Annotated in this window: 21 protein-coding genes; 8 read left to right on the top strand and 13 right to left on the bottom strand. The window is 64.6% G+C overall.

The genetic code is table 11. From position 1 onward, the window contains the following. Positions 1–31: 31 nt before the first annotated feature. On the bottom strand, positions 32–358 hold the full coding sequence (locus GFD25_RS02375; protein ID WP_163229613.1) for a type II toxin-antitoxin system HicB family antitoxin: 327 nt from the start codon (positions 356–358) through the stop codon (positions 32–34). A gap of 162 nt (positions 359–520) precedes the next feature. Here GFD25_RS02375 and GFD25_RS02370 point away from each other — a divergent pair, with 162 nt between their 5' ends. After that, complete coding sequence (locus GFD25_RS02370; RefSeq protein ID WP_163229611.1) at positions 521–1,762, top strand: hypothetical protein; 1,242 nt, start codon at positions 521–523, stop codon at positions 1,760–1,762. A gap of 15 nt (positions 1,763–1,777) precedes the next feature. Here the strand turns inward: GFD25_RS02370 and GFD25_RS02365 are convergent, their stop codons facing one another. Then, entirely contained in the window at positions 1,778–4,327 is a 2,550-nt protein-coding gene (locus GFD25_RS02365; protein ID WP_163229609.1) for an excinuclease ABC subunit UvrA, read from the bottom strand. Between the two features lie 45 nt (positions 4,328–4,372). Further along, positions 4,373–5,416, bottom strand: a complete 1,044-nt coding sequence (locus GFD25_RS02360; RefSeq protein ID WP_163229607.1) for a zinc-dependent alcohol dehydrogenase family protein — start codon at positions 5,414–5,416, stop codon at positions 4,373–4,375. A gap of 182 nt (positions 5,417–5,598) precedes the next feature. On the opposite strand from GFD25_RS02360, the gene GFD25_RS02355 reads away from it, so the two are divergent. After that, entirely contained in the window at positions 5,599–6,465 is an 867-nt protein-coding gene (locus GFD25_RS02355; RefSeq protein WP_163229605.1) for a D-hexose-6-phosphate mutarotase, read from the top strand. 23 nt (positions 6,466–6,488) lie between these two features. On the opposite strand, the gene GFD25_RS02350 is transcribed toward GFD25_RS02355, so the two are convergent. Further along, the gene (locus GFD25_RS02350) at positions 6,489–9,305 is read right to left on the bottom strand and encodes an ABC transporter permease (protein WP_163229603.1); all 2,817 of its coding nucleotides are present in this window, start codon (positions 9,303–9,305) and stop codon (positions 6,489–6,491) included. 7 nt (positions 9,306–9,312) lie between these two features. Further along, positions 9,313–10,014, bottom strand: a complete 702-nt coding sequence (locus GFD25_RS02345; protein WP_163229601.1) for an ABC transporter ATP-binding protein — start codon at positions 10,012–10,014, stop codon at positions 9,313–9,315. A gap of 235 nt (positions 10,015–10,249) precedes the next feature. On the opposite strand from GFD25_RS02345, the gene GFD25_RS02340 reads away from it, so the two are divergent. Further along, positions 10,250–10,858: a TetR/AcrR family transcriptional regulator gene (locus tag GFD25_RS02340; RefSeq protein WP_163229599.1), complete on the top strand. Its 609-nt coding sequence runs from the start codon at positions 10,250–10,252 to the stop codon at positions 10,856–10,858. On the opposite strand, the gene GFD25_RS02335 is transcribed toward GFD25_RS02340, so the two are convergent. Then, positions 10,827–11,120 (bottom strand): hypothetical protein, encoded by a 294-nt coding sequence (locus GFD25_RS02335; RefSeq protein ID WP_163229597.1) that lies wholly within the window; start codon positions 11,118–11,120, stop codon positions 10,827–10,829. The two genes, GFD25_RS02340 and GFD25_RS02335, sit on opposite strands and share 32 nt — an antisense overlap. Before the next feature lie 168 nt (positions 11,121–11,288). On the opposite strand from GFD25_RS02335, the gene GFD25_RS02330 reads away from it, so the two are divergent. Continuing rightward, complete coding sequence (locus GFD25_RS02330; RefSeq protein ID WP_239512357.1) at positions 11,289–11,939, top strand: sugar O-acetyltransferase; 651 nt, start codon at positions 11,289–11,291, stop codon at positions 11,937–11,939. A 306-nt stretch (positions 11,940–12,245) separates the two neighbouring features. Beyond that, complete coding sequence (locus GFD25_RS02325; protein ID WP_239512356.1) at positions 12,246–13,340, top strand: CTP synthase; 1,095 nt, start codon at positions 12,246–12,248, stop codon at positions 13,338–13,340. Between the two features lie 257 nt (positions 13,341–13,597). Here the strand turns inward: GFD25_RS02325 and GFD25_RS02320 are convergent, their stop codons facing one another. Beyond that, positions 13,598–14,692, bottom strand: a complete 1,095-nt coding sequence (locus GFD25_RS02320; protein ID WP_163229595.1) for an aldose 1-epimerase family protein — start codon at positions 14,690–14,692, stop codon at positions 13,598–13,600. A gap of 322 nt (positions 14,693–15,014) precedes the next feature. Here GFD25_RS02320 and GFD25_RS02315 point away from each other — a divergent pair, with 322 nt between their 5' ends. Further along, positions 15,015–16,493 (top strand): MDR family MFS transporter, encoded by a 1,479-nt coding sequence (locus GFD25_RS02315; protein ID WP_163229593.1) that lies wholly within the window; start codon positions 15,015–15,017, stop codon positions 16,491–16,493. Positions 16,494–16,496: 3 nt separating this feature from the next. On the opposite strand, the gene GFD25_RS02310 is transcribed toward GFD25_RS02315, so the two are convergent. Further along, a complete protein-coding gene (locus GFD25_RS02310; protein ID WP_239512355.1) occupies positions 16,497–18,059 on the bottom strand; it encodes a DHA2 family efflux MFS transporter permease subunit in 1,563 nt (520 codons plus the stop codon). 78 nt (positions 18,060–18,137) lie between these two features. Further along, positions 18,138–18,659, bottom strand: coding sequence for a PadR family transcriptional regulator (locus GFD25_RS02305; RefSeq protein ID WP_163229591.1), 522 nt, complete (start codon positions 18,657–18,659; stop codon positions 18,138–18,140). 279 nt (positions 18,660–18,938) lie between these two features. On the opposite strand from GFD25_RS02305, the gene GFD25_RS02300 reads away from it, so the two are divergent. Beyond that, on the top strand, positions 18,939–19,601 hold the full coding sequence (locus GFD25_RS02300; RefSeq protein WP_163229589.1) for an NADPH-dependent F420 reductase: 663 nt from the start codon (positions 18,939–18,941) through the stop codon (positions 19,599–19,601). A 214-nt stretch (positions 19,602–19,815) separates the two neighbouring features. Here GFD25_RS02300 and GFD25_RS02295 read toward each other — a convergent pair whose 3' ends face one another. Further along, positions 19,816–20,214, bottom strand: a complete 399-nt coding sequence (locus GFD25_RS02295) for a cupin domain-containing protein (RefSeq protein WP_163229587.1) — start codon at positions 20,212–20,214, stop codon at positions 19,816–19,818. A 349-nt stretch (positions 20,215–20,563) separates the two neighbouring features. Here GFD25_RS02295 and GFD25_RS02290 point away from each other — a divergent pair, with 349 nt between their 5' ends. Beyond that, positions 20,564–21,085 (top strand): NAD(P)H-dependent oxidoreductase, encoded by a 522-nt coding sequence (locus GFD25_RS02290; RefSeq protein ID WP_163229585.1) that lies wholly within the window; start codon positions 20,564–20,566, stop codon positions 21,083–21,085. A 114-nt stretch (positions 21,086–21,199) separates the two neighbouring features. Here GFD25_RS02290 and GFD25_RS02285 read toward each other — a convergent pair whose 3' ends face one another. The 3 genes from GFD25_RS02285 to GFD25_RS02275 form a co-directional block, all read right to left on the bottom strand. Continuing rightward, positions 21,200–22,531 carry an MFS transporter gene (locus tag GFD25_RS02285; RefSeq protein ID WP_163229583.1) on the bottom strand — a complete coding sequence of 444 codons (1,332 nt, stop codon included), beginning with the start codon at positions 22,529–22,531 and terminating at the stop codon, positions 21,200–21,202. Positions 22,532–22,958: 427 nt separating this feature from the next. Then, a complete protein-coding gene (locus tag GFD25_RS02280; RefSeq protein WP_163229581.1) occupies positions 22,959–24,539 on the bottom strand; it encodes an MFS transporter in 1,581 nt (526 codons plus the stop codon). A 222-nt stretch (positions 24,540–24,761) separates the two neighbouring features. Continuing rightward, complete coding sequence (locus GFD25_RS02275; protein ID WP_163229579.1) at positions 24,762–26,132, bottom strand: replication-associated recombination protein A; 1,371 nt, start codon at positions 26,130–26,132, stop codon at positions 24,762–24,764. Positions 26,133–26,215: the final 83 nt, after the last annotated feature.

The raw sequence follows: 26,215 nt of genomic DNA, 5'->3' as shown, positions 1-26,215 counted from the left end.
CACTGTACTCGCGGATCAGGCCGGCAGGCGGTCACGCAAGCCGGGATTGGACAAGACGGTTGAGCGACACACCCTGCTCGGCGGCTTCGATGACGAGACGGCGATGAGTTTCCGGAGGCACGCGCACCACGAACCGACCGGAATAATGACGGTCCTCGAATGGTTCGGGGACTTCCTGACCCTGGCTGCGCATGGCGGCGACACGTTCGGCGGCCAGCAGCCGCAGACCGGCCAACGCGTCCACCGATGATTGCGCGACGAACCGCAGACCGGGCAGCTCGGCCACCGTGGCGACGAATCCGTCATCGTCGTTCGACCAATGGATGCGGTATACGTACCGGTCGCTCTCGTCGGCCATCACACACCTCCCTGATTGCGTCGCTACGCACACCATAGCGCATCCCGACAACGGCGGGAATGAGGCGACACGCCACTTTCAATAATCGAACATTTGTACGACCTATATGGTATCACTATTAGTACCTCCACAACGTAGTGCCGATCGACGAAAGGAGCGACCATGACGAACGCGACACTGTATGCGCCCGAAGTGGATGAGCTCATGCGCATGCGCAATGCCGGTTCGCCGGATTTCATCCTGCCGTTAGACCTGCATGCCCAGGCGCTGGTCGCACTGCTGCACGGCATCGTTCCCGACCATGGGACGCGTGTCCTGTGGATACGGGCCGAACGCGGGCCGATCGAGGCATTCGGATCCTTCGAGGAACTGCATGCGGACGGGTTGGTCGACGACTATGACGAGTTCCGCTCCCAATGGCTCGCCGGATACCCCGATCCCGAACAGTGGTATGAGCTCAGATACGACGAGCAGGACGATACGTCCCGATTGTCCATCAACGACCGGTTCACGGTACGGTTCGTCAAGACGACATCGGTCTGCGCGGATCCCGCGCTCGGCCTGCAACTGGTGTCGTGGCTGGTGAGCGAGGTGGAGCGGTGCGTGCGCGAATGCGCCCAAGGCACCTACAACGACACGATACGGGAACGGCTGCCGTTCTCCCTACGCACCGGCGTGCTGTCGCGTAAGGCGTATTGGAGGATCTTCCCGGAAAGCCACGCCTACTTCCGGCATGTCATTTCCGACGAGGACATTGACCGGTTCTCCCTGCTGCTCGACGGCGGCCCGATGAACGCCCCGCTGCCGACGCTGTGCGCGAACGGGTATTACGACGCCTGCCGCATCGTCTTCTCCTCGCTCGGGATCGCGGAACCCGCCGCCGGCGCGGCGTCCGCGGACTGGTATGCGGCCTATGCCAATCCGCGTGGGGCGTCTCCGCGCATCATCGACCAGGAATCGCCCGGGGAATTCGCCTCGTGGATCGCCGACGGACGGGCGGACGACCACACCTGGCAGATACTGCCCGGACCGGGGTTCTCATGGATGGCATTGGAACCGGTCCACGGCGAACGGGGATGGACGATGGAGCTGCGCAGTGCGGACTATCCGATGTCGGCGTGCGCCATGCGCGCCGCCCTGGCGCTGCACGATGCGGGGCTGCCCGTCCGGGTTCCGCAGGCGCACACCTTGGCGTGCACGGCGCGCGGCGAGGACCGCATCGGCATTCTCCCGCAATACGTGATGCCGCCGTACGACGACGTCGCGTTTCCCGATCCCACGATCGTCGACTATCTCGCACTACCCTACGACCATACGCAGGAGGTGATACGGCATACGCAATGGTATCCGCTGCCGCAGGTGCGCCTGTTCGACATCCATGACGCTCCCGACACGACGCCGTGATCGTCGTGTCGGGCGTCAGGAATGCACCGACAGGTATCGGCCGGTGATGCACTTCGGATTCGCTGCGATCCCGTCCGGCGTGCCGGCGGCGACGATACGCCCGCCCGATTCGCCGCCGCCGGGTCCCATGTCGATGACGTAGTCGGCGTTGGCGATCATGTCGAGGTCGTGCTCAATCACCACGACGGTGGCTCCGGCGGCGACCAGACGGTCGAACACGGACAGCAGCACGCGCACGTCGAGCGGATGCAGGCCGATGGTGGGCTCGTCGAACACGAACACGGCATCCGACTGGGATCTGCCCATGTCGCCGGCGAGTTTGAGCCGTTGCGCCTCGCCGCCGGAGAGAGCGGGCGTCGGCTCGCCCAGCGTCAGATAGCCGAGTCCCAGGTCGTGCAACGTGGTCAGCCTGGCGTGAACCTTCCGCATATCGCCGGTCACGGCCAGCGCCTCGTCCACGCTCATCGCCATGAGCTGCGGCAGGGTCAGCGCACGTCCGTCCTTGCAGATGCGATGGACACGGTCGGCGTCAGGCGCGTACCGGGAGCCTCGGCAATCGGGACAGTCGATGGTCACGTCGGGCAGGAACTGCACGTCGAGGCTGATCGATCCGGTGCCGTCGCAGGTGGGGCATCGCAGGCGTCCCGTGTTGTAGGAGAAATCCCCGGCCCTGTAGCCGAGCCGCCTGGCGTCCTCGCTGCGGGCGAACGCGCGGCGCAGCTCGTCATGGACGCCGCAATAGGTGGCTACGGTGGATCGCACGTTGGCGCCGATTGGCGTCGAGTCGATGAGATTGACGTGCGCGATGCCGTCCGCATCGATCGAGCGGACATGCGGGGGCAGCGGTTCGTCGGCCGCCTGCGCCTTCAGGGCCGGAACCAGCGTTTCGAGCACGAGCGTGGTCTTGCCGGAACCGGAAACGCCGGTCACGGCGACGAGACGGCCCCGAGGGATGTCGACGTTCAGGGGCTTGACCGTATGCAGGCGTTCGGACTCCATATGGATGCGACCAAAGGCGAACACAACCGATTCGTCGCACCGGGCCCGTACACGTTGTTGGCCCCGTTCAAGCAGGAACGGCGCGATGCGGCTGGCGGGGTTCGCGCCGACCTCGCCGACCGTGCCCTGCGCGAGCACATGGCCGCCCTCCGCGCCGGCCACCGGACCCATTTCGATGAGATGGTCGGCGGCTTTGAGCACGCGTACGTCATGGTCGACCACCACGACGGAATTGCCGTCCGCCACAAGATCGTGCATCACGCCGAGCAGACCGTCCACGTTCGAGGGATGCAGGCCGATGGACGGTTCGTCAAGCACGTACAGCACGCCCGTGGTACGGTTGCGCACCGCACGCGCCAACTGCACGCGCTGGCGTTCACCGGTGGACAGGGTCGCCCCGGCGCGGTCGAGCGCGAGATATCCCAAACCGAGCTCCAGCAGGCGGCGGGCCACGTCGAGGAACGATTCGCAGATGTTCGTGGCCATCGGCCGCATGTCGGGCGCGAGCGATGCGGGTACGCCCCGCACCCAAGCCACCGCATCGTCCAGGGTCATGGCGGCGGCCCCGGCCAGGTTCAGTCCGCTGATCCGCGGCGCCCGGGCCGCCTTGCTCAGCCTGCTGCCGCCGCAGTCGGGGCATGGTTTCTCTTCGAGGAACCGGGCCACGCGCTTCAGCCCCTGCTCGTCCTTGGCCTTGGCAAGCGCGTTCTCGACGGTGTAGACGGCGTTGTAGTAGGTGAAGTCGAGTTCGGCGAAATCGTCCGATTTCTTGGACCGGTAGAGGATATGCTTCTTGACGGCCGGCCCGTTGAAGACGATGTCACGTTCCTTGGGAGTCAGTTCGCGGAACGGCACGTCGGTACGCACGCCCATCGCGCCGCATACCTGCTTCATGAGATCCCACATCAGCGAGCCCCATGGCAGCACGGCCCCTTCGTCGATGGATTTGCTCTCGTCCGGCACGAGCGAGGCCCGGTTCACCTCACGCACGATGCCGGTGCCCGAGCAGGCGGGGCATGCGCCGCCGGAATTGAAGGCCAGCGACTCCGCGCCGGGCGCGTCGAACCGTGTTCCGCAGTTCGCGCAGACGATCGGCAGTCCGGCGGCCACGTTCAGCGTGGGTTCGTTGCGCTCCCCGCAATGCGGGCATACGTGGGAGGCGCAGCGGGAGAACAACAGTCTGAGACTGTTGAGCAGTTCGGTCATCGTGCCGAACGTGGAACGGATGCCAGGCACCGCGGGCCGCTGGTGCAGGGCAAGTGCGGCCGGAACATGCAGCACCTCGTCCACCTGCGCGCGGGAGGCCTGGGTCAGGCGCCGGCGCGTATACGTGGACAGCGCCTCCAGATACCGCCGGGAGCCTTCCGCGTACAGCACGCCCAATGCCAGTGAGCTTTTGCCCGACCCGGAAACGCCGGCGACGCCCACCAGTTCTCCCAAGGGCACATCCACGTCGATGTTCTTGAGATTATGCACGCGGGCGCCGCGCACTTCGATCGCCTTCGGGGTTTGCCTGCGTCCGGCGGATTCCGCCGACCGCGGCGGATGGATACCAGGTTGCGTCATGGCATCCATCGTAGCCCGCGGACGGCGGTCCGTTCCGAAGCCCGGTCAGAATCGGATGAGCGACTTGATGACCTTGCGCTGGTCCATCGCCTCGTAGGCGTCCTGGATATGGTCGAGATCGTATTCGCCGGTGAACACGCGGCCCGGGTTGATTTCATGCTTGAGCACCGCATCGAGCAGGCCGGACTCCAGATCGTAGTGGCGCACCGGCGCCGGGCCGCCCTTGATGCCGATGTTGCCGTAGAATGTGCCCTGCGCGCTGATTTCCACATCATGCGGCAGACCGACGCGGCCGATCACGCCGCCGCGGCGGATCAGGCCGATCGCCGTGTCGAACGACTGCTTCGAACCGACGCATTCGAGCACCGCGTCCGCGCCGTAGCCGCCGGTCATCTCCAGCACCTTGTCGATCGCGGCCTGATCGCGCTCGGCGACGATGTCGGTCGCGCCGAACTCGCGGGCCACGGCCGCACGGTCCTCGTGCCGGCTCATCGCGATGATGCGGGACGCGCCGAGCATGTGCGCCGACAGCACACCGCACAGGCCGACCGCGCCGTCACCCATCACCACGGCGGTGTCGCCCGGCTTGACTTCCGCGGACACGGCCGCATGGTAACCGGTCGACATCACGTCGGCGATGGTCAGCAGCGAGGCGAGCGTCGCATCGTCGTAATCCTCCGGTGAACCCGGCACGACGACGACCGTGCCGTCGGCCTCCGGCACGCGCACGTACTCGGCCTGGCTTGCGCCGAAATAGCCGCCGTGCGGGCAGACGGACTCGAATCCGGCCTTGCACACCGGACAGGCGCCGCAGCTGTACGGGAACGGCAGCACCACGAAGTCGCCCGGCTTGACCGAGGCCACCGCGGAGCCGACCTCCTCGACCACGCCGATCGACTCATGGCCGATCTGCGCATGATGCGGATGGTCGGACAGCCCGCGAAAGTACCACAGGTCCGAGCCGCACACGCAGGCGCGCACCACGCGCACCACGGCGTCGGTGTCGGCCTCGATACGCGCCTTCGGCACCTCTTCGACGGCCATACGGCCCGGTTCCACGAACATCGCGGCCTTCATCGTTGCGCTCATGTCAGTTCTCCTTATGTCGTTTCGTACGTCAACGTCATCCAACGCTAGGAGCCTCAAGCGCTCGAAGTAAAGCGGGCGACACGCCGCCGGGAGAACGCGTCGCGGCGGCGCCCCCGCAAACGCCGCATATGTCCCGGCGGAGACCGCCCGTCGCCGTCCTGCCCGCGCAGGATACTGGGCCAATGAGCAGTACATTCGTTATTCGCAATATCGTCAATGAGGATGGATCGGCGCTGATCGGCGATCACGGCGCGCACGTCATCAACTGGGCCCCGACCGGCCAGCCGACCGTGGTGTGGCAGCCGAAGGCCGTGTATCTCGGCCCGAACGCGGCGGTCCGCGGCGGCGTCCCGGTGATCTTCCCGTGGTTCAACGCCGGTTTCGCGCACGGCGAGCCGACCGACAAGAAGCCCAAGCACGGGTTCGCGCGCCTGAGCTTCTGGAAGGCGGACGAGGCGACGCTGACCGACCGCCATATCCGGTACACGCTCGACTCGGACGACATCGATCCCGCGCTGGTCGATCAGCTCATCTCCGGCCCCGGCTCGCGCTTCCATGCCGAATACGACGTGACCGTCGGCGACACGCTTACGATGACGCTGACCGTGACCAACACCGGCGACCAGCCGTTGGAGTACGAGACCGCGCTGCACACGTACTTCCATGTGAGCGACGTGACGACGATCGGCGTCGAAGGCCTGGGCGGCGCGACGTACCTTGATGCGACGCAGCCGGGCTTCCCCCGCCGCGCGCAGGATGATCCGACCGTGACGTTCGACGGCACGACGGTCGACAGGATCTATTATTCGGACGACGAGCTACGGGTGCGCGACGAGGGACTCGGCCGTACGATCGTGATCGGCAAGTCCGGATCGCCGCAGACCGTGGTGTGGAATCCGGGCGAGGTCGCAGGCAATGCCATCGGCGACCTGGCCGAGGCCGAATGGCGTGATTTCGTCTGCGTGGAGGCGGCCGCGAACCGCGAGCTGGCGGTCGTGCTGGCTCCGGGCGAGTCGCATGCGCTCAGCCAGACGGTTCGCGTGGAGTAGACGCGGCGTTTTCCGAGAGGCCGTCACTCGGGGCTTTTGAGCGCGCCGACCATGTCGATGCGATCAAGCGACCGGTTCGTCGCCGCTTCGACCAGCACCGTGAACGCCAGCGCGAGCGCCGCGGCGGCCGCATAACAGTACCAGGCCACGTTCGGCACGATGGTCATGCCCGGCAGGTCGAGCCTGCCAAGCAGGAATCCGAGCAACGCTCTCCCGCTTGGCAGGCCGAGCGCGATGCCGAACGCGGCGAGCAGCAGCATCTCCTTGTTCACATAGCCGTGCACCTCGCGTTTGCGGAAGCCGAGCACCTTGATGGTGGCGAGCTCGCGTTCGCGCTCCGAAATGTTCGTGGAGGCGAGCGTGTAGAGCACCACGATGGCGAGGATCGCGGCCATGATCACGATGAAGCCGATCATCACGAAGAACATGAGAAAGCTCTTCGAGAAGTCACGCTCCTGCTTGGCGGAGCTCATGACGGACAGATAGTCGTCGTCGCCGGCAAGATCGTCGGCGAACGCGATTTTGGCGTCCGGATCGTCGTCCCTCACGTTGATGAGGTCGGCGTTCTCGGCAAAGCCGGTACCGAACACACGCTCGTATGCGGATTCGGTCATGATGACGAGATTGCCGGTGTAATACTGCGCGATGCCGGTGACGGTGACGTTCGCGCCGTTGGCCATCGCATCGGTCAGGTTGACCGTGACGCCGTTCGCAAGCGCAAGTTTTTTCGCGGCGTTGGTCGTGACGACCACGCCGGTATCGTCAGAACCGTCACCGGGATCTTCATTCGGCAGTGAGATCGGCGAGCCGTCCGAGGTATGCAGGTCGATGAAGTCACGCAATGACTCGCCGTCCGGCACGACCATGAGCTGAGCGGCGATCTTCGCGTCATCGGCCGTCGCGGCCGTGCCGTCCGCGTCGCCGCGCGAGTCCGTATCGTCCGTCGCGGTCAGTGTCACGCTTCCCAGCTGCAACGGCAGCGTGGATGCCACGCGCGAATCGTCGTCCAGTGACCGCTGCGCGGCATCATGGTCGGCGGCGGAGGTGACGGCGAGCACGTCGTACGGCGCGATGTCGCGGTGCTGTCGCGGCATCAGCGTGAGTGCGGACGATCCCATGCCGAAGCCGGCGGTCATGAGCGCGGTGCAGCCGAGCACGCCGATGATGACCATGAGCGCGCGGGACTTGTAGCGGAACAGGTTGCGGGCGGTCACCTTGCCGAGGAAGCTCAGATGGTTCCAGATGAAGCCGACGCGCTGCAATGCGATCGTGCGTCCGGCCTTCGGTGCCTTCGGACGCATGAGTTCGGCCGGTTCGAGTCTCAACGATCCGGCGGTCGCCGCCGCGGCCACGCCGGTGATCACGACGACGAACAGCAGCACGCCGCCGACGGCGATCCGCCAGTCCACCAACAGCGGGTATCCGGGCAACACGTAAATGCGCGAGATCAGCCGCCGCGTGAACACGAACGGCAGGCCGATCAGGCCGAGCACGTCCCCGAGCAGTCCGCCGAACAGGCAGGCCGCGCCCGAGTAGACGAGGTATTTGATCATCGTCTCGTGGCGCGTATAGCCGAGCGCCTTATAGGTGCCGATGAGCTGACGGTCCTCCTCCACCATGCGCGTGACGGCGGTCAGGCTCACGAGCAGCGCGATGACGAGAAACAGCACCGGGAACAATGTGCCCAGACGCGTGATCATCTCGCTTTGCGTCTTCACGTCCTCATAGCTGGTGACCGAGCTGCGGTCGCGGATGATCCACTTGGCTTCGGGCAGCGCATCGGCCTTCTTCTTGATGGCCGCCTCGGCTTTGGCGAGCCGCTGTTCGGCTGCGGTTTTGGCCGGCAATCCGTCGGGCAGCACGGCGATCGTGGCTTTCTGCTCGTCGAGCGCGCGCATCGCCTTGTCGAGCGCGGTCTGGCGCACGGTGTCGGTGCGGGCCCGTTCCCGGGTTGGTCGGATGGCTTCGACCGCGGTCGTCGCGTCGGCCACGGCGTCCAGATAGTCGCCGTCATACGTGTTCATCGAGGCCGCTCCGGCAACGGTGAGCACGGCGGACGTGTACGGCAGTTCGGCTGTCGAGCCCCTTCCGTCGCCGGTCTTGGCAAGCGAGCCGGTCGCGACGACCATCGGATACACGGTCCTGCTGCCGGAGATGAGCGCAAGAGGACCGGTCGGGTTCACGATGTAGTTCGGGTCGATGATCGTGCCGACGATCGTGTATGCACCGTCCGCGAACATGCCGGCCGTCTTGTCCGTGCTCGCCAAATCGTCCTTGTCCGTGCCCGTCGAATCATCCGTGCCCGTCGAATCGTCCGTCGTGTCGTCCGACGACGGACCGGTCGAGCCGGTCGCGGCCGTCATCGTCGAATCGTCCGGCCTGAACTTGAGCGTGTCGCCGATCGACTTGCCGGAGTCGTCCAGATACTGCGCGGTCACGGCGATCTCGTGATCGGCGTTCGGCAGCCGCCCATCGGTCACGTACGGCTCGTCGATGCCGCGATCATTGAGCGCGGTGACGGTGGCGGACGCCTGCCGACCGTTGATCGTCGTGACGACGCCGGCCGCGTATTCGCCGGCCGCATCCTTGACGCCGTCCACCTTGCGTAGCGCGGCGATGTCATCGTCATCGAAGCCAAGCGTGGAGACGATCGCGATGTCGTGCATGGTCGTTTCGTCGAAGAACGCGTCGAGTCCGGCGCGAATGTCGCGGGCGACCGAATTGAGGCCGCCGAGCATCATCACGCCGACCGCTACGATCACCATCATCGCGGCGAAACGCTTGCCGTTGCCGCGGATCGCACGCCATGCGTCCTTCCATAATGCGGTTGTTCCCATCATCGCCCCCCTACCACTCGATGTCCGCGATCGGCTTCGGATTCGGATTCGTCGTGATCTCGGTGACCTTGCCGGAACGGAACCGGATCAGACGGTCCCCCATCGGTGCGAGCGCGGAATTGTGCGTGACGAGCGCGACGGTGATGCCGCGGCGACGGCAGGAATCCTGCAGCAGTTGCAGCACCTCCTTGCCGGTGTTGTAGTCGAGCGCGCCGGTCGGCTCGTCGCACAGCAGCAGTTTCGGGTTCTTGGCGAGCGCGCGGGCGATGGAGACACGCTGCTGTTCGCCGCCGGACAGTTGCGCGGGAAAGTTGTTCAGGCGCTCCCCCAAACCGACTTTCTCGAGCGTCTCGCGCGCGTCAAGGGCATTCGGGCAGATCTGGCTGGCCAGTTCGACGTTCTCGAGCGCGGTCAGATTGGGCACGAGATTGTAGAACTGGAAGACGAAACCGACGTCGAACCGGCGGTAGTCGGTCAGCTGCGCCTCGTTGAACGCGGTGATGTCCTTGCCGTCGAGCCGCACGCTGCCGGAGGTGGCGCGGTCCATGCCGCCCAAAATGTTCAGCTTGGTGGATTTTCCGGCGCCGGACGCGCCGAGGATGACGGCGAGTTCGCCGCGTTCGATGTCGAAGGTGGCATGGTCGAGTGCGCGTACGGCTGATTCGCCGCTGCCGTACTGGCGTACCACGTCATGGAATTCAAGGAATGACATGTCGATCGGCCCTCTCTTGCGATTGACTGTTGCGATGTTTTGTGGACTTGCGGTTCCAAGAAATACATCAGTCTGTCGGGTAAATAAATCCACGCAATTCGACATTGTGATGGGTTTTACGACAGGATCGGCTTTGTGATGCCGAAAACACGATATTGTGTTGAATTATCACCCTTGCGGCCGCGAATACGACATCAGGCTGCATCGTACGCGTCGTCACCAGGAGGCATCGCATATGGCACGACCGAAAGCCGACGAGCAAAGCGCGCCGGAGAAAATGCAGACGGCCTTCTGGACGCTGCTCGAACACAAGCCGTACGCACAGATCACCATCAGCGACATCACGCGCGAAAGCGGGCTCAATCGCAGCGCGTTCTACTACCATTACGCCAACATCCCGGAACTGGCCGACGATGCGATCGCGGCGATCTATGAAGAACCGGGCGTGACCGAGTTCATCGCGCACATCATTCGTCAGGACGAAGACATCGACGGCATTCGCGACTTCGCGCTTGCCAACGTGTCATCGCCGCAACATCTCGCATCCATCCGCCGTCTATCGCTCATCGCCGGGCCGCACGGTTCGGCCGGTCTGGCGGCACAGCTCAAAACCCATGTCATCGAGATCTGGCTGACGGCGCTCGGCCGCGATCCGGCCACGCTGAACCCGGGCCAGCGCATGGTGCTGGAATTCGCGTCGAGCGGCATCCTCGGCCTCCTCGCCAAGGCGCCGGCCCTGTTCACGCCGGAGAACATCGAGTGGCTCAGTCATTCCATCATGCCGAATATCGTCTCCCAGCTCATCAATTCGCTCAAGGACAACGACAACACGCCACGGCCATGACACAACCGGCCACGGCGACGCCGATCACGGCCCGGAACGCGACATCCACTCCCGCTGGATCATCGCCGGCGGCGACCATCACCGCCACGAACACAGCCGAGCCGAGCGTGCCATGCATCGCGTCGAACGCGCGGCTGGCGTTCAGGCAGCCGGTTACCTCATAGCCGGCGTCGCGCAGCGTGACGCATGTGATGTCGTTGAGCGCCTTTCGTCCTCGACGACCAGCAGTCTCGCCATCCGGTCTCCTTCCGCCGCGCGTCACGCGACCATTATAGGAAGTCCGTCGGTACGATGAGGATATCAGCCGGCGCACGCACGGCGCACACCGGTACGGCGCGGCAAAGGCGACACGCACAGTGCCATCAACGTATGCGCCAATGCGCACATCACTGCACGACATGGCACATAGCATCACGGCAAAGGAGCGACCATGAGCAGTCAACGACGTAAGACACAGCCAATGACACCCGTCATTCCCGCCGATCTGACCGGCGAGGGGCGCGAGGTGTGGTCGCGCATGGTGTCCGGGCAACCGTACTGGGACATGCACCCGGAGCTGGAGCGTAAGCGCGTGGAGGTACGGCGGCTGTTCGAGGCGTACAACCGCACCGATTTCGAGGATGCGGCGCGCCGGCGGGCGTTGTTGGAACGGATGCTCGGCTCGGTCGGCGACGGCGTGGTGGTCGAGCCGAATTTCCGGTGCGATCTGGGATGCAACATCCATCTTGGCGCGGGATCGTTCGTCAATTACGACTGTGTGATGTTCGATGCGGCGCCGATCACGATCGGCGAGTCGGTGTGGATCGCGCCGATGGTGGGGCTGTTCACCACGAACCATGCGTTGGATTACGATGAGCGCGCGGCGGGCGGCGCGGTGTCACGGCCGATCACGATCGGCGACGGTGCATGGCTGGGAGCGCACGTGATCGTGCTGGGCGGTGTGACGATCGGCCGCGGCGCGGTGATCGGCGCGGGGTCCGCCGTCACACGTGACGTTCCGGACAACGTGGTCGCCGTGGGCAACCCGGCACGCGTGCTGCGGCCGATCACCGAAGCCGACCGCATGGGATTCACACGCTGACCGTTCGAGGTTCGTATCAATCATCCCCGGATCGTACCGTCACTATGTTCGAGTGATCGTGGCATCGGCTCGAACATAGTGACGATTCGCTCCTTTCAAACGTCATTATGTTCGAGCCCATATCGCAATCGCTCGAACATAGTGATGGTTTCCGTTCTCGACATCATCGTCCATCGAATATGGCACTGGTCGGCCATCCTCGAGCCATCCGCAATCCGTCAACCGCGACACGCCGAACAGCATACCGTTCGACCACATACCCCTGTTTTCATTGCGCGGCAACCAGCCGTCCCTCATCATGACGGCATGAGAACACATGCACAGATCGACCGACTATGCGACGCCGCCGAACGAAACCAACGATGCTTCACTCCGGCAACCAACGCGCAACGCCAAGCTGCCCTGACCCGACTGCGCGCCGGACTTTTGGTGCGTCCGCATCGCAACGTCTATGCCCGCACGGCCTATTGGGCGTCGCTGAACGCCGCGGAACAGGCGCGGCATGTCATTCGCACACTGGCGATTCAGCGTCCGAACCGCATATTCGCCGGACTAAGTGCCGCCGCGATGCTACGACTCGAATACGGCTGGAACCTGCATCAAGATGGAACCGTGTTTCTTGCATCGCCCACCGGCGGCACATCACGCTCGTATGGCTCCATATGCCATATCAGCATGCAGAGCCCACCGATCAGTATGGTCACCCGGACACGGGAACGAACCGGGGTCGTCACCTCATTGGTGGCGAACATGCCACCGGATGTAACCTCATATACCGGCACAATCGTGGATGCGGTACGGATCACCGCGCCGGAACGTACATTGGTGGACTGCGGGCTACGATATTCGTTCTCCCAGGCATTGCCCATGTTCGATTCGGCATTGCGTCGTGATTTGGTCACCCGCGAAAGCATCCTGGAAATCTGCGATGGCCTGCACGCCGACTGCGGTCCGGTGCTGCGGTTGCTGCATTACGCGAACCCGCTCAACGAGAACGGCGGCGAGTCGTTATGCTACGCGACGGTCATCGAAGAGGGGTTCGCCGTACCGGAGTTGCAACACGTGTTTCTTGATCCCGATGCACCGTGGGTCAAGCATCGCGCCGATTTCGTATGGCACACGCAGGACGGGCGCATCATCGTGCTGGAATATGACGGCACAGGCAAGTATGTGGATCCGGCGATGACGGGAAGGCGGGGCATACAGGACGTAGTGCACGAGGAGCGCAAGAGGGAAGACACCTTGCGCAACGCCGGGGTCACGCGAATCATTCGCACCAATTACGATGAGGTACGCCAACGCCATCCACTGAGGCACAAACTGCTGGATGCCAACGTGCCGATGGCCGTCATGTATCCGGTCTACGAGCGGGAGACGGATATCCTCGGCAACGAACGGTGACGACGATGTTCGGGGCTATCATCGCGCGTCGGTTAGTCGCAGACGCCGTCAACGCGCCACGACATGTACGCATGGCGGCAACGATGACCGTCACTATGTTCGAGCGATCGGCATGTCGTCTCGAACATAGTGACGGTACAGCCCCTCCAATCATCACTATGTTCGAGCCCATGTCACGATCACTCGAACATAGTGACGATTACAAGCGGTTGAGGCCGTTTATGGAGAGGCACCGCCCCCCCCGTGACCGACGCGACTCAGGCGGCGAGGAGCGCGTCGCGGCGGGCGACGAGCGCGTCGATCGCGGCGTCGCCCTCGATGACGGTGAACGTGACGACCTTGCGTTCGGTCGCCTGCGGCGCGATCGTGTGCAGGTCGCCGCGCTGCTCGTGCCAGCCGCGACCGTGCACGCTGGAGTTGGACGGTTCGAGGCCGACGACATAGTCGCCGGAACCCATCGACTTCCATTCCATGAAGTACGGGAAGTCGGCGGCGTCGAATTCGATCACGACGCCAAGGCCGAGCGTGCGGTTGACGACGGCGGCGAAACTGCGACCGTTTTCGTCGGCGGCCAGATCGTGCAGGTATACGCTTTCCGGCTTGTTCGCGACCGGCGCTCCGATCTCGTTCCACGGGGTCGTGTCGGCGGCGGTCGTCTCATCGCGCGGCGTCGCCTTACGGCTCGGGATCACGACCTCGGCGCCCTCGGCAAGCAGCGGCCAGCCGAAGTTGCAGTGGTACATCCACATGAGCGGCTCTTCGCGGAAGGATTCGTTGGTGACCTCGTCTTCGACGGTGATCGTGGACGTGCCGTACACCGACGAAATGCGCCGCCGCAGCACCATGTTCTCGCCGAACAGTTCGGCCTCGCGCATCTCGCCGGACACCTCGAGCACATACTGGTCGTTCTCGTTCCAGTACGCGTCGGAGGAGACGTGCTCGGCCGGCGTGGTGCGGATGCGGCCGTGCATCGGATAGCTGCCGGCCGGATACTTGGAGCCTTCGGGCGTGACGTACGGCGCGCAGATGTTCTCGAATCCGCAGGTGAAGAACAGGCCGCCCATGATGGAACGCTGCGCCTCGGCGCCGTTGGTGTCGAACTGGTTGCGGCCGTTGAGGCCCGGCTTGGACAGGAACGTGAGGTTCTCGCCGCGGTATTCGATCTGCGCGATGTCGAGCGCACGGTCGGACATCGACATGAAACGAAGCGGGCCGTTCTTCACCTCGATGCCGCGCAGGCCGTGGGAGCGCCCCTCCTGATATTCGATCGGACGCGTGTAGGCGGCCTGCTGCAGGCTACCCATGTGGGCGAGCATGTCGGCGCGGGTCGGGTTGGCGTGATTGACAAGCATGTGTACCTCCTTGTAGCGGCGTGACGCCGTGACATTTTCCTCTCCCACACTGTACTCGGCGATCCGCCATCAGCAAGCGCTTTCCACAAGCGCGCCGCAATCCGTCACGAACATCCGCGATCCACGCGGGCAAACCAAACGTCAATCAAATCCGACGATGTCATCGCCCGCAGTAGACTGGCCATGACATCGACCGGCAGGGGCTACGGCGTCACGCGATGGCGACCATCATCGATCTTCGACGAACGGCCGCGCACCGCACATCATGACGTTGACCGAAATCAGCTGGGACCACCATTCGCACTTCACGGAAGGGACAACCATGTCTGATTCGCACATGTCGCAGATCACGTCATCGCACACGGCGCAACGCGCGACGCAACCGCACGAGACCGCCGCGTCGCCGGATCGCAGGCGATCGATGCCCGCCGATCATCCGATCCTGCCGATCGTCATCATGATGATCGGCTCGTTCACCGCCATTCTCAACCAGACGCTCATGACGAGCGCCCTGCCGCATCTCATGCTCGACTTCGGCGTCACCAGCAATACCGCGCAGTGGCTGAGCACCGGGTTCATGCTCACCAACGGCATCATGATCCCGGTCACCGCGTTCCTCATCCAACGGTTCACCACGCGCCAGCTGTTCCTCTACGCGATCGGCATGTTCCTGTTCGGCACGCTGGTATGCCTGTGCGCGCCTGGTTTCTGGGTGCTGCTGGCCGGCCGCGTGCTGCAGGCCACCGGCGCGGGCATCCTCATGCCGCTGCTGCAGACCGTGCTGTTCCTCACGTTCCCGCCGAGCCAGCGCGGCACGGCGATGGGCTGGTTCGGCATGGTCATCGCGTTCGCTCCGGCGATCGGACCGACCTTGTCCGGCTTGATCATCGACCTGCTGCCGTGGCGTTTCCTGTTCGTGCCGCTCGTCGTGATCGCCGTGGCCGTGCTCGTCGCCGCGATCCCGACGGTGCGCAACGTCACGCCGCAGACCGATCCGACGATCGACGTGCCGTCGGTCACGCTGTCGACGCTCGGCTTCGGCGGCCTGCTGCTCGGGTTCTCGCTGGCCGGTCAGTCCGGCTGGGCCGCGACCGACACGCTTGTCTCGCTGGCGGTCGGCGCGGTCGCACTGGTCGCGTTCGTCGTGCGTCAGCTGCGCCTGCCGCGTCCGCTGCTCGACTTCCGCGTGTTCGCGCGGCCGATGTTCACATTGCCGATGATCGTGATCGTGCTGGTGTTCGTCACGTTCATCGCGACGATGAACATCCTGCCGATGTTCATTCAGAACGTGCTGGGGATGACCGCGCTGCAGTCCGGCCTGCTGCTGGCGGGCGGCGGCATCGCCGAGGGCGTGTTCAACCCGGTCGCCGGCCGCCTGTTCGACCGGGTCGGCATCCGTCGCATCGCTCCCCCGGCAATCGCCGTCATCGCGGCCGCGTCGTTCGCGCTGTCGCGGATGGATGCTGACACGCCGGCGTGGTATCCGGCCGTGTGCTTCACACTGATGATGACCGGCGTCGCGTTCTGCCTGATGCCGCTGACCACGACCGCGCTCAACCAGTTGACCGGGCCGCTGATCCCGCACGGCACGGCGATGAACAACACGCTGCGGCAGACGTGCGCGGCGATCGGCATCGCGATCTGCTTCACGGTCATGACGACGAATACCCTGCCGGCGTCGGCGGCCGGTTCGGCGGCCGCGGGACTCGCGCACGGCGTGGATGCGGTGTTCGTCGTCTCGACCGTCACGTCGATCGTCGCGTTCGCGTTGTCGCTGCTGGTGCGCGACGGGCGACGTTGACCGCTACGCCTCGACCAGTTCCGGCGACCGCCGCGTCGAGAACCGGAACATGAGCGCGGCGAGCGCGACGCCGACCACGGCCATGCCGGCCAGCACCCACATGCTTGACGAAAATCCCCGCACATAGGACGCGGCCTCGTCCGCGCCGCCCCGGGCCGCGGCGGCGGAGAACTCGGACAGCAGCGCGCTGGCCACGGCCGTGCCGATCGCGCCGGCGAGCTGCTGCACGGTGTTCATCACCGCGGATCCGTCGGCGTTGAGCCGCGCGGGCAGCTGGTTGAGCGCGTGGGTCTGATCGGGCACGAGCACGAATCCGGAGAACGCCATGAACACCGCGTAGGCGACGGCCACCGCCGCCACGCTGCCGGACGCCACGACGAGCACCACGTCCATCGCCGCGACGACCACAAACCCGGTCACGATGAACTTCGGCGGGAAATGGCGTTTCAACGCGCCGCCGATCATCGGCGCCGCGATCGCGCCGACCACCGCACCCGGCAACAAGGTCAACGCCGCGGGCAGACTGCCCAGTCCGAAGCCGCGTTGCAGCAGGATCGGCAGCATGAAGTTCAGTCCGAGCACGCCGCCGGACGCCATGAGCAGGATCAGCATGCCGAGCGAGAAACCGGAATAGGCAAACACGCGCACCTCGACCAACGGCCGCGTCATGCGCAGCTGCACGAGTACGAATACCGCCAGCACCGCCACGCTCGCGGCCAGGGTCAGCCAGAACCGCCAGTCGCCGTTCCAGCTGGCGAAGAAGCTCACCGCGACGATCAGGCCGGCGAGCCCGGCGGCGACCAGCAGCAGCGACGGCACGCTGATCGTCGCCTGTTCGGCGTCGCCGGAATGGCGGATCTCCGGCACGGTCGCCATGCCGAGCAGGAACGCGACGAGCAGGAACGGCAGCATCGTGTAGAAGATCCAATGCCAGTCGAGCCATTCCATGACCACGCCGCCGAACACCGGGCCGATGGCCGGCGCGGCGCAGGTGACGAGACTGACGATGCCGAGCATCGCGCCGCGCTGTTCGAGCGGCGCCTTCTCGAGGATGATGTTGGTGATGAGCGGCAGCGAGATGCCGGTGCCGAGCGCCATGACGAGTCGCGCGGCGAGCAACATCGGGAAGCTGACGGCGAACGCGCCGATCAGCGTGCCGGCGGCGAAGATCACGACCGCCGTGACGAACAGTGTCTTCGTGGCGAAGCGGCGCACCATGAACGGCGAGCTGGGGATCGCGACCGATAGCAGCAGCAGGTAGCCGGTGGTGAGCCATTGCACGGTGGACGCGTCGACCGCGAACTCCTGCATGAGCGTGGAGTAGGCGATGTTGAGCGATGTTTCCGACAGGATGCCGAGGAACGTGAGGATCGCGAGCGCGACCACGCACACGATGATGGCCGCGGGCACGGGTCGTTTGGCGTTGGCCGGCCGTGCACCCGAACGTGCGTCCGTCTCCGACGGTCGACGAACGTCGGCCGACGTGGACCGTTCGGATCGTTCTTGCCCGGACTGTTCCGGCCTGTCCTCCGGCATGCCGCCGTTTCTTGTTGCGTGTTCGGTCATGGGGCGCATCCTCCGTTGCGACGACGATTGTTGCATGTCAAACAATGTGTCATCGTACCGGCGAATGTTACGTGAAACTCACTCGCCGAGCTCGCGTTGGAGCCATTGGCGTTCGGCGTCGATTTCGGCGTCGTGGATCATCAGCACCGCGCGGCGGTACTTGTCGGCGACCTTGTCGTTGTCGATCGGGCCTTCGCCGTCGCTGTACAGCCGGCGTACGTCACAGCCCAGCGAGTCGAGACGGCGTCGCAGCACGGCGCGACGGTCGGCCTCGTCGGGGATGACGGAGAGGAACGAAAGGACCACCGCCCATTTGGTGATGTTGGTGAGGTTGTAGCCGCTGGTGTTTTTCAGTTCCTCGATCAGCCGCTCGCGGCCGGCGGGTTCGAGGTGGAATTCGCGCAGGCGCCGGCCGTTGACGACGGTGAAGGTCTCGCCGATGTAGCCGGCCTTGACGAACTTGTTCGTCACCGAATGCAATGTGCCGTCGGAAACGGCCTGCATGTAGCCCTGCAGCTGTTCCATCTTCTTGCGCAGGCGGTAGCCGCATAGCGGCTCCTCGCTCAGGAAGCCCAGGGTCATGATTTCTATCGTGTTCATCATACGTTCATAATATCTCAATCCGAGATATCTCAGAACGACACGCCGACGACAAACATTCCGCGATAGTCCACGATCGGCGGAATCATGCCGATTCAATGCAAGCCATAAATCTTTCTGATATATCTCGATTTGAAATATCTCTTTCCGAGACGCATACTGGCATCAGCGCGAACGCAGCGGACGGCAAACCTCCGCCGCCGCGATCGCAAGACCACAACCAAACCAACCACCCGACAATCACCACAGTCAACAACCACCGCACTGTCCGCACGCGACATGCAACGTACGGCACGCGGCATCACCGAAAGGAACATCACCATGAGCAGCATCACCATCTTCGGCGCAGGCAACATCGGCTCCGCGGTCGCAGGACTGGCCGTCAAGTCCGGTGCGAGCGTGCAGGTCATCGACCGCAACCCGGACAAGGCCGCCGCCGCTGCCGAAGGCGTCGCCGGAGCGAAGTTCGGCGACGCCGTCATCTCGGGCGACATCGTCGTGCTCGCACTGCCGTTCCCGGCCTACGACGAGGTTCTCGCCACCTACGCCGACCAGCTGGCCGGCAAGACCGTGGTCGACGTGTCCAACCCGATCGACTTCACCACCTTCGACCTCGCCCTGCCGGCCGGCTTCAAATCCGCCGCCGAATATGTGGCCGCCAAGCTGCCGAACAGCACGGTCGTCAAAGGCTTCAACACCACGTTCGCCGCCACGCTGGCCACCGGCGAAAACGACGGCGCGCCGACCGTCGTGCAGCTCGCCTCCGACAGCGAAACGGCCAAGAAGACCGTCGCCGCGTTCATCGAGGGTGCGGGTCTCAAGACCGTGGACGCCGGTCCGCTCAAGCGCGCGCAGTATCTCGAAGGCTACGGCGCGCTGCAGATCATCCTGGGCGTGACCGAGCAGACCCCGTGGACCGGCGGCTTCAAGGTCGTCAGGTAACGACTCGGCCGGCAACAGGCCGTAAGTCAGCATCTTCATGATGACTCTGTCGACTTACGGCCGTTTCCACCCGCTCCGGCGGCCGTAAGTCGACAGGATCACGATCGTCCCATTGACTTACGGTCGTTTCGGGGCAAGAACAAGGCCGTAAGCCAACAAGATCGAACCGATCATGCCGGCTTACGGCCTTGAAACGCCGAGACGCCGCGGAGACTTACGCCAAGGCGCGGTAGGCGTCCTCATCCACCGGCTCGAGCCACTCGTTCGACGCGCCCTCGGCCTTGGGCATGATGGCCACGTGCGCGAACGACTCGGCCGGCGCCGCTCCATGCCAGTGCTTCGTCTCCGGCGGGATGTAGGCCACGTCGCCGGGCTTCAGTTCGACCGGCTCCTGCCCTTCGATCTGGTAGTAGCCGCGACCGCCCACGGCAAGCAGGATCTGGCACACGCCGTGGTGGATATGCCAATGGTTCGTGCAGCCCGGTTCGAACGTGACGTTCGCCACCGACACCTGGTCGTCGGCGGCGAGCGGCGCGAGATAGCTCTGGCCCTCGAAATACTGCGCGTACGCGTCGTTCGGCGCGCCCATCGGGAATGCGCTCGGATTGTCCATGGTGGCTCCTTGATGACTTTTGTCCTTGATTCTCCGCCGTGATCATGTCGAGGTCATTGTCACGATCGCAGCCTCATCATCGACGGTAGAAACTTCAAGCGCTCGAAGTCAACCCGCGACCGTCGCGCAGCGGGCAAGGCGACCCGTCACGCGAATCGCACCCGCATCCGTCAGCCCGCACCGCACGCCGTCGGCCCACGGCGGTGTTCGCTCAGAACGTACGCGGCTCGCCAAACGACATGCCATCTGCGAAGGTAGTATCAATGTCGGTTGGCTCGTTTCGTGGTATCTCGATCCGGGATATCCCGAACGGAGCGGACATCATTACGCATATATTAAGGAGATCATCATGAAGACTTTGGTTCTCGTGTTCCACCCGGGTCTGAACACCCAGTCCCACGTCAACAAGGCGCTGGCCGACGCGGCCGCCGAACTGGACAACGTGACCGTGCGCGACGAGTACGCGCTCTATCCGGATGGCAAGATCGACGTCGCGGCCGAGCAGGCGGCGATCGAGGCCGCCGACCGCATCGTGTTCCAGTTCCCGTTGTGGTGGTTCTCCGCCCCCGCGCTGCTCAAGACCTGGGAAGACGAGGTGCTGCAGCATGGCTGGGCGTACGGTTCCGAGGGCCACGCATTCGAAGGCAAGAAGTTCCAGGTGGCGGTCTCCACCGGCTCGCCGGAGGCGAACTACCAGCCGGACGGCGCGAACAAGTTCGTGATCGACCAGGTGCTGGTCCCGTTCCAGGGCACCGCGAACTACATCAGCGCGACGTGGGTCAAGCCGTTCGTGACGTTCGGCGCGTTCGGCATCACCGATGAGGCGCTGGCCGAGGCGGTCAAGAACTACAAGGAGCAGCTGGCCAAGTAAGACGGCCCGATGGCTTCACCGGATATGGCCGGTCCCATGATCCCCATCGCGAGGTCATGGGAACCGGCCATATCCGTTATTTCAGCGGCGCCGACGGCCCGCTTGATCGCATCGTCATTTCGACAGCTTCCACACATACCACGCGACCGGCAGGGTCAGCAGACCGCCGGCGACGAACACCCACATGATCGGGATGATATCGGCGAGCGGCGCGAAGACGAGCATGCCCACCGGCATGCCGAACGTGGCGAGCGTGGTGTCGAGGCCGAATACGCGTCCGACCATCGACTCGTCGGACTCGGATTGGATGACGGTGCGCATCGGGCCGACGCACACGGCCGACGCGACGCCGCACAGCGCGTTGATGATGAGATAGCTGAGCAGCCCGGGCGCAAGTCCCAGTCCCACGACCGTGACGCCGACCGCGGCGATGCCGAGCGCGATCACATGCATGTTGTTGCGGATGATCTTCACGCCGATCGTCGACATGAACACGCCGCCGAGCAGCATGCCGATGCTCAGGCTCAGCTCGTTGGCGGCGAGCTTGTCGGATGCGGTGGTCAGGTTCACGAAGCCGAGGTTCAGGTCGATGCCCTCGTATTCGCGGGTCATGAGCAGCAGCGTGAGGTTGAGCGGCGCGACGGACATCAGACAGGTCATGCCGTCGCCGAGCACCACGCCCTTCAAGTGGTTGTGGCGCATCGTGTATGCGAATCCGGCCTTGAGGTCGTCCATCGTACGGCGGATGCCGGCGATGATCGGATGCGCATCGGTCGCGGCGGCCGGAGCGCCGGCGATCGCACCGGCCGTCGCGGTCGCGGCTTTGGCCGGCACACGGATCAACGCGACGAATCCGACGCCGATCACCGCGGTCGTCACGTCGATGAGCAGGATCGACCACAATGGCATGACATTGATGAGCACGGCGGCGACGGCCGGTGCGACGATCATATTGGCCGAGTTGATCATGCCGAACACCGAGTTGACGCGCAACAGCTTGCCGGTCGGCGTGATGTCGGGGATGAACGATTGGACGGCGGGCGTCTGCACGCCGCCGCCGGACGAACGGATGAGCAGCACGACGAACAACAGCGGTAGTCCGGCCCAGCCATGCGCGAACGCGAATGACAGGACGATGGTGACGGCCGCGATGATGAGGTCGGGCAGCATGATGAGCGGCTTGCGACGGTAACGGTCGGCCATCGAACCGCCGAAGATCGAGACGACGCCCTGCGGCAGCACGCCGAACACGGTGGCGAACAGCATGGACCAGCCGGATTTCCATTCCAGGGCGATCCACCACCACAGGGCGTATTGCACGATGCTGGATCCCAGCAGGGAGAAGGCCTGCCCCGTGAGCAGCAGCGCGACGCGCGGCTTCCAGCCGTTCTCGCGAGGGTCGGTTTCAGGTTCAGACGATGATACGGATTGCGTGTGTTGAGACATAGATGAGGTGTTGTTGCTTTCCGAACAGGACACAGCCGTTATCGATGGCGCGCTTGCGTATGATCGCACCGCATGCGGGATTCGGACCGCATATCGGCACACGACGGCATATGTCGACGAACATGATGAATGACGGGATTGGTGAAACAATGCGGATTCGGTCACGCCCGACTTCGGGCATGGCTCCGCCGGCCCGTTAGATCAGACCGGGCAGTCCGCCGGTCTGCGGGCAGACGCCCACCATCATGCAACACAAAGAACACATGGCTCCGCACACTAACAACCCGTTCAGACAATGGAGCGGGACAGCGGCACACTCCGCCGCGCTTCCTTCCAACCGCGCATACGAATAAGGGCGGTTTCCGCCATCCGGCAAAAACCGCCCATCGAACATGGCCGCGGTCGCAGCGAACCGTCGCCGGCCGATCTAGCGCCGTGCCGCGCGCAGACGGAACGCGGCGACCAGCGAGCAGACCGAGATCACGCAGATCACGATCATCGTGGCGAACACGCATGCGCCGCCGACCGCGGTGGCATGCCGGAACGTTGCCGATCCTTCCTCTCCGGCTTCGGCCTGCGCCACGCCGAGGATCGTCGAGAACAGCGCGGTGCCGACCGCGCCGCCGAACTGGAGCGAGGTCTGGAATACGGCATTGCCGTCCGGAGTGAATTCGCGGTCGATGCCGTTCAACGCGCTGGTCATGATGTTCGAGTAGCCGAGCGCATAGCACAGGCCGAAAATGAAGTAGAAGCCGGCCAGCAGCGCAGGCGTCAGATGCATGGAGAAGACGAGCAGCAGCACCGGGCCAAGCGTGGCCGTGCCGATCGCGGCGAGCACCGGACGGGGCGCGCCGAACCGGTCGTACAGCATGCCGCCCACGGGGGCGAAGAACGCGCCGATCAGCGCGCCCGGCAGCACGAGCGCACCGGCCACGAACGCCGTCGTGCCGAGCGACATCTGCGCCACGTTCGTGACCACGTAGCCGAAGCCGATGCCGACGATCGGCATGAGCAGGTACGGCAGCAGGTGCAGCAGCACGACCGGGTCACGCAGCCAGCCCAAGCGGATCAGCGGCGAGAACGAACGCTTCGACGACCAGCCGAAGAACAGCAGCGAACCGACGCCGATGACGAGGCTCACGGCGGCCAGGATCGCGGAACGCACCGCGCCGGAGCCTCCGGACACGGCCTCACCGACCGCCACGCCGGCCTGGTTGAGCGCGAAGATCAGGCCGCACAGGGCAAGCACGATCGCGACGAACTGCAGCGGATTGAGCTGCGCGGCTTCGGTCGGACGCGTCTGACGGATGCACTTGAGGCCGACCGGCAGGGATACGAACAGTACGATCGGGATGACGATGACGAAGATCGCGCGCCACGGCAGCACGCTGGAGATAGCGCCGCCGACGGTCGGTCCGATGGCCGGCGCGACGGTGATGACCAGCGAGCCCACGCCCATGAGCTGCCCGACCTTGGAACGAGGTGCCTGCTGGAGGATGATGTTCATCATGAGCGGCGTGGCCACGCCCGAACCGACGCCCTGGATGACGCGGGCGATCAGGATGAGCGGGAACGAGTGACCGACGATCATGATGAACGAGCCGAGCACGGCCAGCGTCACGGCCGCGACGAACAGCGTTTTGAGTCTGAACCGCCGGTTGAGGAACGACGACAACGGCATGGTGGCCGCGACGACCAGCAGGTAGATCGTGGTGATCCACTGCACGGTGGCGGTGTTGACGCTGAACTCGACCATGAGTTCGGGGAACAGCACGGTCATGACCGTTTCGGTGAGGATGCCGACGAACGCAAGCGAGCCGACGGCGACGATGGAGCCGATCAGGCTCAGCGGGATGCGTTCGTCGGTGCGCGCGGCGGCCACGGGTCCGGTTTCGGACGCGCGCGTATGCGCGGCGCCGCCATGTGCGGCGCCGACGTGCGTGGTATGGGTGATGTCGGTGCGTGCCGTTTCGGTATTGCCCGACTGATGTGTCGTAGGCGATTCCATGCGTACTCCCGTTTCTTGTGCTCAACTCTCATGACGGCAGTCGCATGGCGGCGACCACATGCGGTCATGATATCTGTGGAATGTGGTTTGCCAACCGTTCGGGCGTCTTGTCTCGACGGATCGCAACCGGCATTCGGCCATCCGTTTCCGCCCCTAACCACCGCACACCTTAGCCGACCACACCGGACAATCACGCCGGTCGGATGCCGCGTCCGGGGAACGTCACTCCCCTTCGTGAAGAATCTTGCGGATCTTCTCCAATCGCGGCTTCACCTCATGCTCGTATCCACGGTCGTTGGGATGGTAGTACTCCTTTCCTCTCAATTCCTCGGGCAGGTATTCCTGCGGGGCGACCGCGCCCGGCCAGTCGTGCGCGTACTTGTATCCCTCGTGGTTGCCCCACTCCTTCATAAGCTTGGTGGGCGCGTTCCTCAAATACAGCGGCACCTGGCCGATCAGCCCGGCGTCCACGTCGGCGAGCGCCGCGTTGATCGCGTTGTAGCTGGCGTTGGATTTCGGCGCGGTGGCGACGGCGATGGTCGCCTCGGCGAGGATGATCCGCGCCTCGGGCATGCCGATCATCGCGACGGCCTGCGCGGCGGCCACGGTGACCTGCAGGATCTGCGGCGCGGCCATGCCGACCTCCTCGGCGGCGGCGATCATGATGCGACGGGCGATGAAGCGCGGGTCCTCCCCCGCTCGCAGCATGCGCGCGAGGTAGTGGATGGCCGCGTCCGGGTCGGACCCCCGCATGGATTTGATGAACGCGGAGATCACGTCGTAATGGTCGTCGCCGTCCTTGTCGTATCGCACGGTCGCCACGTCCATGACCTTGCTGACGATGTCCGGCGTGATGACCGGCCGACGGGCGCCTTTTTTGCGCGTCTGGTCGCCGGTGGCCGCGCCGGCCGCCGCTTCGAGGATCGTCAGGGTCTTACGCGCGTCGCCGCCGGCGAGCCGGATGATCTCGTCCACGGCGTCGTCGTCGATCCTCACTTCTCCTTTGAGCCCGCGCGGATCCTCCACCGCACGGAGGATCAGCGTTTTGAGATCGTCAGGTTCCAGCGATTCGAGCTTGACGACGACCGATCGGCTGAGCAATGGCTTGATGACCGAAAAGCTCGGGTTTTCGGTGGTGGCGGCGATGAACGTGACGTCGCGGTTCTCCACGCTCGGCAGCAGCGCGTCCTGCTGCGATTTGGAGAACCGGTGCACCTCGTCGATGAACAGCACGGTCTCCTTGCCTTGGGACACGAGACGGTGCCGTGCGCGCGACAGCACGTCGCGCACGTCCTTGACCCCAGACGTGACGGCCGACAGTTCCTCGAACGCACGGCCGGACTGTTTGGCGACGATATAGGCGAGCGTGGTCTTGCCCACGCCAGGAGGCCCGAACAGGATGACCGAGCTGGGCGCGGTCAGCGACCCCTTCGACGCGGGGTTCGCCAGCCGGCGCAGGGGACTGCCCTCCCCCAGCACCTGCGACTGGCCGACCACCTCGTCCACGGTGTTCGGCCGCATGCGCACCGCAAGCGGCCGCGTCATCGTCTCGTCGGCGGCCGCGCTCGCGTCAAACAGGTCAGTATCGCTCATACGACTACCATACCCCAACCTTCGAACATCCGTTCGACATCTCGCGTGGCGGATCCCCAAACCGCCACGCCCCTCCACACGCG

Source organism: Bifidobacterium aerophilum (assembly GCF_010667685.1).
Lineage (GTDB): Bacteria > Actinomycetota > Actinomycetes > Actinomycetales > Bifidobacteriaceae > Bifidobacterium > Bifidobacterium aerophilum.
The sequence above is the reverse complement of the archived record's forward strand: the minus strand, read 5'-3'. Positions and strand labels throughout refer to the sequence as shown.